At 52.3% G+C, this 8,005-nt stretch carries 6 protein-coding genes; all 6 read left to right on the top strand.

Annotated features, from left to right (window positions below; all coding sequences use genetic code 11):
- On the top strand, nt 1-1,592 hold a 1,592-nt coding region (locus Q0294_RS17680), incomplete at its 5' end, for a DUF1553 domain-containing protein (RefSeq protein WP_299468106.1).
- Between the two features lie 77 nt (nt 1,593-1,669).
- Nucleotides 1,670-3,130 carry a DUF1501 domain-containing protein gene (locus tag Q0294_RS17675; protein ID WP_299468104.1) on the top strand — a complete coding sequence of 487 codons (1,461 nt, stop codon included), beginning with the start codon at nt 1,670-1,672 and terminating at the stop codon, nt 3,128-3,130.
- A gap of 314 nt (nt 3,131-3,444) precedes the next feature.
- Nucleotides 3,445-4,272 carry a DUF1559 domain-containing protein gene (locus tag Q0294_RS17670; RefSeq protein ID WP_299468102.1) on the top strand — a complete coding sequence of 276 codons (828 nt, stop codon included), beginning with the start codon at nt 3,445-3,447 and terminating at the stop codon, nt 4,270-4,272.
- Nucleotides 4,273-4,517: 245 nt separating this feature from the next.
- Complete coding sequence (locus Q0294_RS17665; RefSeq protein WP_299468100.1) at nt 4,518-5,225, top strand: methyltransferase domain-containing protein; 708 nt, start codon at nt 4,518-4,520, stop codon at nt 5,223-5,225.
- Entirely contained in the window at nt 5,222-6,385 is a 1,164-nt protein-coding gene (locus Q0294_RS17660; RefSeq protein WP_299468098.1) for an NAD(P)/FAD-dependent oxidoreductase, read from the top strand. The genes Q0294_RS17665 and Q0294_RS17660 overlap by 4 nt, the downstream gene beginning before the upstream one ends.
- A gap of 28 nt (nt 6,386-6,413) precedes the next feature.
- Nucleotides 6,414-7,517, top strand: coding sequence for a type III polyketide synthase (locus tag Q0294_RS17655; protein WP_299468096.1), 1,104 nt, complete (start codon nt 6,414-6,416; stop codon nt 7,515-7,517).
- The last annotated feature ends 488 nt before the right edge of the window (nt 7,518-8,005 follow it).

Genomic DNA, 8,005 nt, shown 5'->3' with positions numbered 1-8,005 from the left:
CGGACAATCACATTCCGGAAACTAAATTATTCCATCGCGGGGATTACCGGCAGCCGAAACAGGTGATTAAACCGGCTGCCTTGACGGTGGTTTCGCCGGAAGGGAAACGCCATGAACTTCCCCTCAACGATAGCACGCTTCCTACCACGGGGCGCCGCCTGGCGTTTGCCCGCTGGCTGGTGAGTGGCGAGCATCCTCTTGTTGCCCGTGTGCTGGTCAACCGGATCTGGATGCATCATTTCGGTCGCGCGATCGTCGGAACGCCCGGTGAATTCGGCAAACTCGGCTCCACACCCACGCATCAGGAATTGCTGGACTGGCTGGCGGCGGAATTCATGGAACAGGGTTGGGATCTGAAAAAATTACATCGCACGATCATGCTTTCAACCGCGTATCGTCAGGCGGGCGCGCATGATCCGAGTAAGGAATCGATCGACGCCGACAATCATTACTATTGGCGGAAACCGATCGTTCGTTTAGAAGCGGAAACGTTACGCGACCGCATGTTGGCCGTTTCAGGCGTTCTCAATCGACAACTGACTGGTCCACCCGTTGAAATTAAAGAAGACGATTTCGGTCAGGTGGTGGTTTCAGGAGAGCAACTGCGCCGCAGTCTGTATATTCAGGCAAGACGCAGTCAGCCCGTGGGAATGCTGCAGACTTTTGATGCACCTGTCATGGAAACGAACTGCGAACGCCGATCGAATTCGACGGTAGCGACTCAGTCCCTGATGTTAATGAATGGCGAATTCATTCTCTCGCAATCCGCTAAACTGTCGGATCGTCTGGCCCGTGAAGCACCGGAATTGAAACCGGAAGAAATCGCCGCTCTGCCAGAACTCCCGCCGACCGCGAAATCTGCCTGGAGTTATGGTTACGGAACCATTGATGAAACGACGTCTCTCACGAGTACGTTTACGGCATTTCCGCATTGGACCGGATCGAGTTGGCAGGGAGGGCCGCAGCTTCCCGACCCGACACTGGGTTGGGCGACTCTGAACGCCAATGGCGGTCATCCGGCGAGCAAGTTTGCCACCCTCAGACGCTGGACCGCTCCCGCAGCGGGCACGTTATCTGTGACCGGGAAACTGCAGCACGGGAGCGATCAGGGAAACGGTGTGCGCGGGTTTGTTCTTTCCAGTCGCTCGGGCCTCGCGGGTAAGTGGAACGCTCATAACGGCGCCGCTGATACCAATGTCGTTTCGCTGGCTGTTCAAACGGGAGATACCATCGATTTTATTGCTGATTGCAACGGTGATGTCGGTTTCGATTCCTTCTCCTGGGGCGTTCAACTGTCGCTTCAACCCGAACAGGGACCCGCTTTCAAGTGGGATTCCGCAGCGGAGTTTCGTGGCCCGGAACCGGCGCAGAAGAGTCTGCAGGCACAGGCCGCGTATGCGTTTGAACTGGCACTTTGTCGCAAGCCGACGCCGGAAGAACTGCAACTGGTTGTACGTTTTATGGGGAACCAGTTGGCATATCTACAGCAGCATCCAGAGCAGATCCCCCAGGGGGTGACTCCCGCCCGTCAGACCATTACCAACCTCTGTCAGGCTCTGATGAGTTCGAATGAGTTTTTATACGTCGATTAAATCCGGTTCAGAGTCTCTTGAAACAAAGCGCTTTATCAAAAATTCAAAAATAAGCTTTTCATCGGGTGTTTGAAATAATGACGTACTATAGCAGAAGACAATTTCTCGCGGAAAACGCAATGGGAATCGGCACGGTGGCGCTGGCTTGGATGCTGAAACAGGACAACCTGCTTGCCAAGCCTAAGGGGATTTCCGTTGGGCAGCCTCATTTCGATCTGACGCCGAAAAAACCACCGTTTGTACCGCAGGCCAAAGCCATGATCTCGCTGTTTCAGCATGGCGGGCCGTCGCATATGGACCTGACCGATCCCAAGCCGGAACTCACGAAATACAGCGGGACCGATTTTAAGGGTGACATTCAATACAGTTTCGTTAATCAGGCCAGCAAGAAACTTTTCGGCAGCCCGTGGAAATTTCGCAAACATGGTGAGTGTGGAACTGAGTTGTCCGAACTGCTGCCGAACCTGGGAGAAATCGTCGATGACGTCTGTCTGATTCGCTCAATGCATACGGGCGCGAACGGGCACGAGGTTTCCATTCGATACTTTCATGGCGGGATTCCCGGAGTCGTCGGTCGACCGAATCTTGGTTCGTGGCTGGTTTACGGATTAGGAACGGAATCACAAAACCTCCCGGCTTACATGGTGTTGACCGATCCGGGCGGGTTGCCCGTTGACGGGGTGACGAACTGGTCAAACGGTTTTATGCCTTCGCTGTTTCAGGGAACGGTTCTGCGTCCGAAAGAACCGCGGATTTTGAATCTGGATGCGCCCGCACATTTACAAGGTTCCCTGCAGGCGCAAAACCTGGAACTGTTGCAGACACTGAATCGAAAGCATTTTGAGAACCATCCCCACGAATCCGATTTGGAAGCGCGGATTTCAAGTTATGAACTCGCGGCCCGCATGCAGACTTCGGCCCGCGAAGCGCTCGACCTCTCACAGGAAACAAAAGCGACGCAGGACATGTACGGTCTCGATGACCCGAAAACGCGCGAATACGGTACGCGGTGTCTGATCGCCCGTCGTCTGGTGGAGCGGGGTGTCCGCTTCATACAACTGTTCCACGGAGGTCAACCGTGGGATAATCATAGTAATCTCATCAACGGTCTGCCCGGAATTTGTGGCCGCACTGATAAACCTTCGGCTGCTCTCGTCAAAGACCTGAAACAACGGGGCATGCTCGAATCAACGCTGGTACATTGGGGGGGAGAGATCGGGCGGCTTCCGGTCACACAAAGTCACGGTGATCCCAAAAATGCCGGTCGCGATCATAACGGGCAAGGCTTCAGTATCTGGCTGGCCGGTGGCGGAATTAAAGGAGGTATGGCGTTTGGGAAAACGGATGAATTTGGTCATCGCGCGGTCGAAAATGTCGTCACTCCCAACGACTTTCAGGCAACCATCATGCGTCTTTTCGGTCTCGACTATCAACAACTCCTTTACCATCACAACGGGCAGGAGCAAATCATAACCAGCGGCCGTCCTGCAAAAGTGGTTGCAGAGATTCTGGAAAAACCTCCCACAACACTGACTTAGGATTTCGCCACGGAGACTGATTTGCTCAGGCGTAAGTATCCGATGCGCCGCGGTTTCGTCTTGTGGTTCTGATTATTCTCCAGACAACCGCAGCCCCCCAAACCGTTCCATAGCCGCTGGTTTATGTGTGAGTACCTGACTTTCACAGTACCGTGCCACCGTACCTGATTGAAGAGAGACGGGGTTTCAAAATCGGATGGAGCATGTTATGTTTCCGTTTCGTGTTTCATTCTGTTCATCGTCTCCTGTGCATTTAATGCCGACTTATGAATACTCGCATCATTCGTTTTCAACAGCAGTCATCAGATCACAGAATGGGATTTACCATTCTGGAGTTGCTGGTGGTCATGGCGATTGTGGGGCTGCTGGTCGGGTTGATTTTACCCGCAGTGAATGCGGCGCGTGAATCTGCCCGGAAAATTCAGTGTGTCAATCACCTGCATCAGATAGGGACGGCATTACACCATTACCATGATGTTTATCGCTGTTTGCCGGCCGGCTGGAGACTTGATTCTGAACAGAAAACGGCTTTTGGCTGGGGGGCGAGCCTGCTGCCGTTTCTGGAACAGTCCAGCCTGGCTTCTCTCGTTGATTTGCAGTCTGCCGTTGATGCGGCAGATAACTCCGTTTCGAGAAAAATCACACCAGCCTTTTATCGCTGTCCGTCAGATGTCGCCGATGATGTCTTTACGTTGTTTGAAGAACGCGAGGGCCATGAAACGTCCGGTTTGCAATCGCGTACTGTGCTGATTGATCTTCCCAGTGCCAATTATGTTGGCGTCTTTGGTACGAGTGATCCCGACGCGGCGACCAGTTCTCCCGGGGAAGGTGTGTTGGTAGCCAATCGATTTATCCGGTTCGTCGAATGCCAGCAGGGCTTGAGTAACGTACTCATGGTCGGTGAACGGACCGCGCGCAAATTACCATCGACCTGGCTGGGAATTGTGATGGACGGGGAAGATGCCAAGGGGCGTCTTGTCGGATACGCATATTTCGGTCCTAACCGACGCGATGCCGACGAATGTGAATTTGACAGCCGGCATCCCGGTTGCGCCAATTTCCTCTGGGGGGACGGGCATGTGACATCGATTTCCGATTCCGTTGACATGCTCACCTATCGCCGTTTCGCCACTCGAAACTGATCTGGATTTCCTGGTTTTCGGTCTGTCTGCAAAATTGAGAATGATTTCACTGTTCATCGCGTCAGCCGATTTCTGATTTCTGACTGTGCCTTGTTTGCTGTGTGTGATGTTCCGTCTTGTCTTGACAAAAAACGTCTGATTCACGATGATTCACCTGTAATAGTACTATATTAATAGTAGTTTTGGGGTCGGCTCAAAACACGATGAAATGAGAAGATGACGAATCGACTCGAATTGAACAGATTATGAATTTTCAGGTTCGCAAACGAGAACCGGAGCTGATGGATCAGCCGGGATTGACCGAGAGGGAGCATGGCAGTGCATTAGCGGGCCTGCGGCGAGTCAACTGGTGGAGTCGCAGCAGTGCGATTTTATGGCCTCCGATTCTCGAACTCGCACGCACCGTTGATCAGCGTCCCTTACAAATTCTGGATATCGCCAGCGGCGGTGGTGATGTGGGATTGGACATTGCATTACGTGCAAAACGCGCCGGGATTTCCGTAGAAGTCGATGGTTGTGATATCAGTTCTTTTGCCGTGAGGCATGCTACGGAGCAGGTCCACCACCGACATCTGGATCACGTCCATTTTTACGAACGCGATATTTTTAAGGAACCGCTTGAAAAAAAATATGACGTCGTGATGTGCTCTCTGTTTCTGCATCATCTCGAAGAGGCACAAGCGGTGCAGTTATTTCAGATCATGTCGCAAGCAACCAGACATCTCGTACTGGTCAATGATTTGCGACGGACACGCATCGGATACTGGCTGGCCTGGGCCGGCTGTCGCTTATTGACCCGTTCCCCGATTGTACACACTGATGGCCCGCTTTCCGTAGCGGGTGCGTTTACCATACAAGAAGCAGCGGAACTGGCAGAGCAGGGGGGGCTGAGCGGATTTCAGATCACACGGCGCTGGCCGCAACGCTGGTTACTGGAATGGAATCGATCATGACTCAGTCCCGGACGATCAGCATGGCTGATGCCTGCAACAGTGACTGGGACGTGATCGTAATCGGAGCAGGACCGGCAGGAACGGTGGCTGCACGCCAATTGGCGCTCCAGAATCTTCGTACATTACTAATTGAGCGTAAGGCCTTTCCACGATACAAAGTTTGTGGCTGTTGTCTCAATCAACGTGCCATTTCCGCATTGCAGCAGATCGGCCTGGGCGACATTTTTGAAGAGTTTGACGCGGTTCCACTGAAATCGTTTCAGGTACGCTACCACGGACGGGAACTCAACGTTCCTTTACCCGGCGGACTTGCGATTTCCCGCTCTGTTTTCGATGAAAGACTCGTTCAGGCTGCGATTGACGCGGGTGCTTATTTTTTGCCCGAAACGACGGCCATGTTAAAGGACAGTGGAGCGCAAGAACAGACGCGTCTTGTGGAGTTGACTCATCCGGAACAATCGTCGGGCGTAGCAAAGACAAAAATGGTGCTGGTGGCAGATGGACTGGGGCATCCGAGTCTGCAGCATTGTCATGATTTTGAGAGCGTCGTTTCGCATCACTCTCGAATGGGAGTGGGAGCCCTACTGGCGGCAGATGATTTTTCAAACTACCCGGCAGGTATCATTCACATGGCGATCCACCGGTTTGGTTATGTGGGACTGGTGCGTGTTGAAGATGGCAGCCTGAATATCGCTGCTGCCGTTGACCGGGATTTCATCAAAAAAAGTGTCAGTCCGACAGAGGCTGTGAAGGAAATCTTAAAGGAATCAGGTTTTCCTGCTTTAGCAGAGACCGCTGAGGGGACTTTCAAAGGGACGATTCCCTTCACCCGCAAAATAGTAAGGCCTGTGGGGAATCGTGTGTTTGTACTGGGAGACGCTGCCGGTTATCTGGAACCGTTTACAGGTGAAGGGATGGCGAATGCCATCAGTGAAGCGATTGCCGTCGCGCGGATGGTTCCGCAGGGGTTGTTAAAGTGGGATCCTGCTCTCGAACAGGCCTGGCTGAGAAAACACCATGAAATTACGGAGGGCAGGTTATTCTGGTGCCGCTGGCTTGCGCAATTATTGCGATCGCCTGCCGCAGTGGGATTAGGGCTGCGTCTGTTTCACCTGTTTCCGGCAGCGGCCCGGCCGATTGTTGCCCGTTTAAATCATTAAAGTCATTTGCATTTTACCGAGAACCGATATGAGTTTTGAAATACTCGGAATAGGAACCACCACTCCGCAACATTCGATGGAACAATCGGAGGCCGCGATTCATGCTCAGGTTGTGTCTTGTGGTACGGAAGTCACCGATCAGCAGCGCAGGCTGGTGCCGATCCTGTATCGTCGGGCAGGAGTGAAAACACGTCACAGTGTTTTGCTGGAAAACAGTATTGAAAGTGAACTGGTGCGGCAATCCTTTTATCGTCCTGCAGATTCGCCCGGTGATCTGGGACCTTCCACTGCGGACAGGATGCAGGCATACGAAAAACATGCCACGCCGCTCGCGATTGCCGCCGTCAGTCAGGCATTAGCTGCCGGGAATGTGGATCCCGCAGAGATTACACATCTTGTGACGGTTTCCTGTAGCGGATTCAGTGCGCCGGGTTTTGATATTCAATTAATCAAAGAACTGGGTTTACCAGCAGGTACCTCGCGCACGCAGGTCGGCTTCATGGGTTGTCATGGTGCGTTAAATGGATTGCGTGTTGCGAAGGCCTTTACCAGCGGCGATCCGCAGGCGCGTGTCGTGGTTTGCGCAGTCGAACTTTGTACGCTGCACCAACAGTATGGCTGGTGCCCGGATAAAATCGTAGCGAACGCACTCTTTGCCGATGGTGCGGCCGCCGTTGTCGGAAAACAGGCGACAGACAATTCGGGTGAAGCCTGGAAATTAGTGGCCTCCGGTTCCACTGTCATCCCTGACTCGGAAGAGATGATGAGCTGGCGGATAGGCGACCATGGGTTCGAGATGACGCTTTCACCACAGATCCCGGATATCATCAATGCGAGGCTGAAAAACTGGTTGGAACACTGGTTGGCTCCGCAGGGGGTGGCGATCGAAGAGGTCGGTTGCTGGGCCATTCATCCGGGGGGGCCGCGAATCCTGAATGCGGTTGCCGAAGCGGTGGGCTTTGATGAATCGCAGTTGACACCATCGCGTGATATTCTGGCTCAATTCGGTAACATGTCGTCACCAACAGTGCTGTTTATCCTGAAGAAATTACAGGCACAGCATGCAAAACTGCCCTGTGTGATGCTGGGTTTTGGTCCCGGTCTGGCGATTGAAGCCGCTCTGATTAATTAGACCGCTTCCGGTTTGATGGCAGCGCTTTAGAACTGTTCGGATCAATCAGCAGAGACGACACGCGGATTATGATTCCGAATTCTGAAAACCCTAACCCGTTAGCTGGTAATGAAAAGCAGCAAGGGGAAGAAGGCGTTTACACTCCGGTTTACACACGCGATTCTGAGTTACAGGAAATTGTCAATTCGTGGTGTGATTTATCACAAGAGGTTAAGCATGTAATATTGTATCTTGTCAGGAGTAATTATAATTGAAAGTAAAATTCTATAGTACATCTTAGATTAGAATAGAGAAGTGGTCGGCCTTGGCCAAACTTTTACGACCAGATAACCGTTACTACTTCGACTCAACTTAAAAGTTTGGAACTGGGCTAATTGTCCGGTTTTTTTGTTTAAATGGTTGATTGATATTGCGGAGTGTATATGTTCATATGGTGGACTTCCCCAAAAATAGTGGGCGCTCAAATAAGAGTGTAAACTATTTTTAGG

The sequence above is a fragment of the uncultured Gimesia sp. genome, assembly GCF_937919775.1.
In the GTDB taxonomy this organism is placed as follows: Bacteria; Planctomycetota; Planctomycetia; order Planctomycetales; family Planctomycetaceae; genus Gimesia.
This window is presented reverse-complemented; position numbering and strand designations above follow the sequence as displayed.

Bases quoted from the DNA above. Each gene is read 5' to 3' on its own strand.
- Q0294_RS17675 (WP_299468104.1), top strand. From the start codon at position 1,670: ATGACGTACTATAGCAGAAGACAATTTCTCGCGGAAAACGCAATGGGA.
- Q0294_RS17670 (WP_299468102.1), top strand. From the start codon at position 3,445: ATGGGATTTACCATTCTGGAGTTGCTGGTGGTCATGGCGATTGTGGGG.
- Q0294_RS17665 (WP_299468100.1), top strand. From the start codon at position 4,518: ATGAATTTTCAGGTTCGCAAACGAGAACCGGAGCTGATGGATCAGCCG.
- Q0294_RS17660 (WP_299468098.1), top strand. From the start codon at position 5,222: ATGACTCAGTCCCGGACGATCAGCATGGCTGATGCCTGCAACAGTGAC.
- Q0294_RS17655 (WP_299468096.1), top strand. From the start codon at position 6,414: ATGAGTTTTGAAATACTCGGAATAGGAACCACCACTCCGCAACATTCG.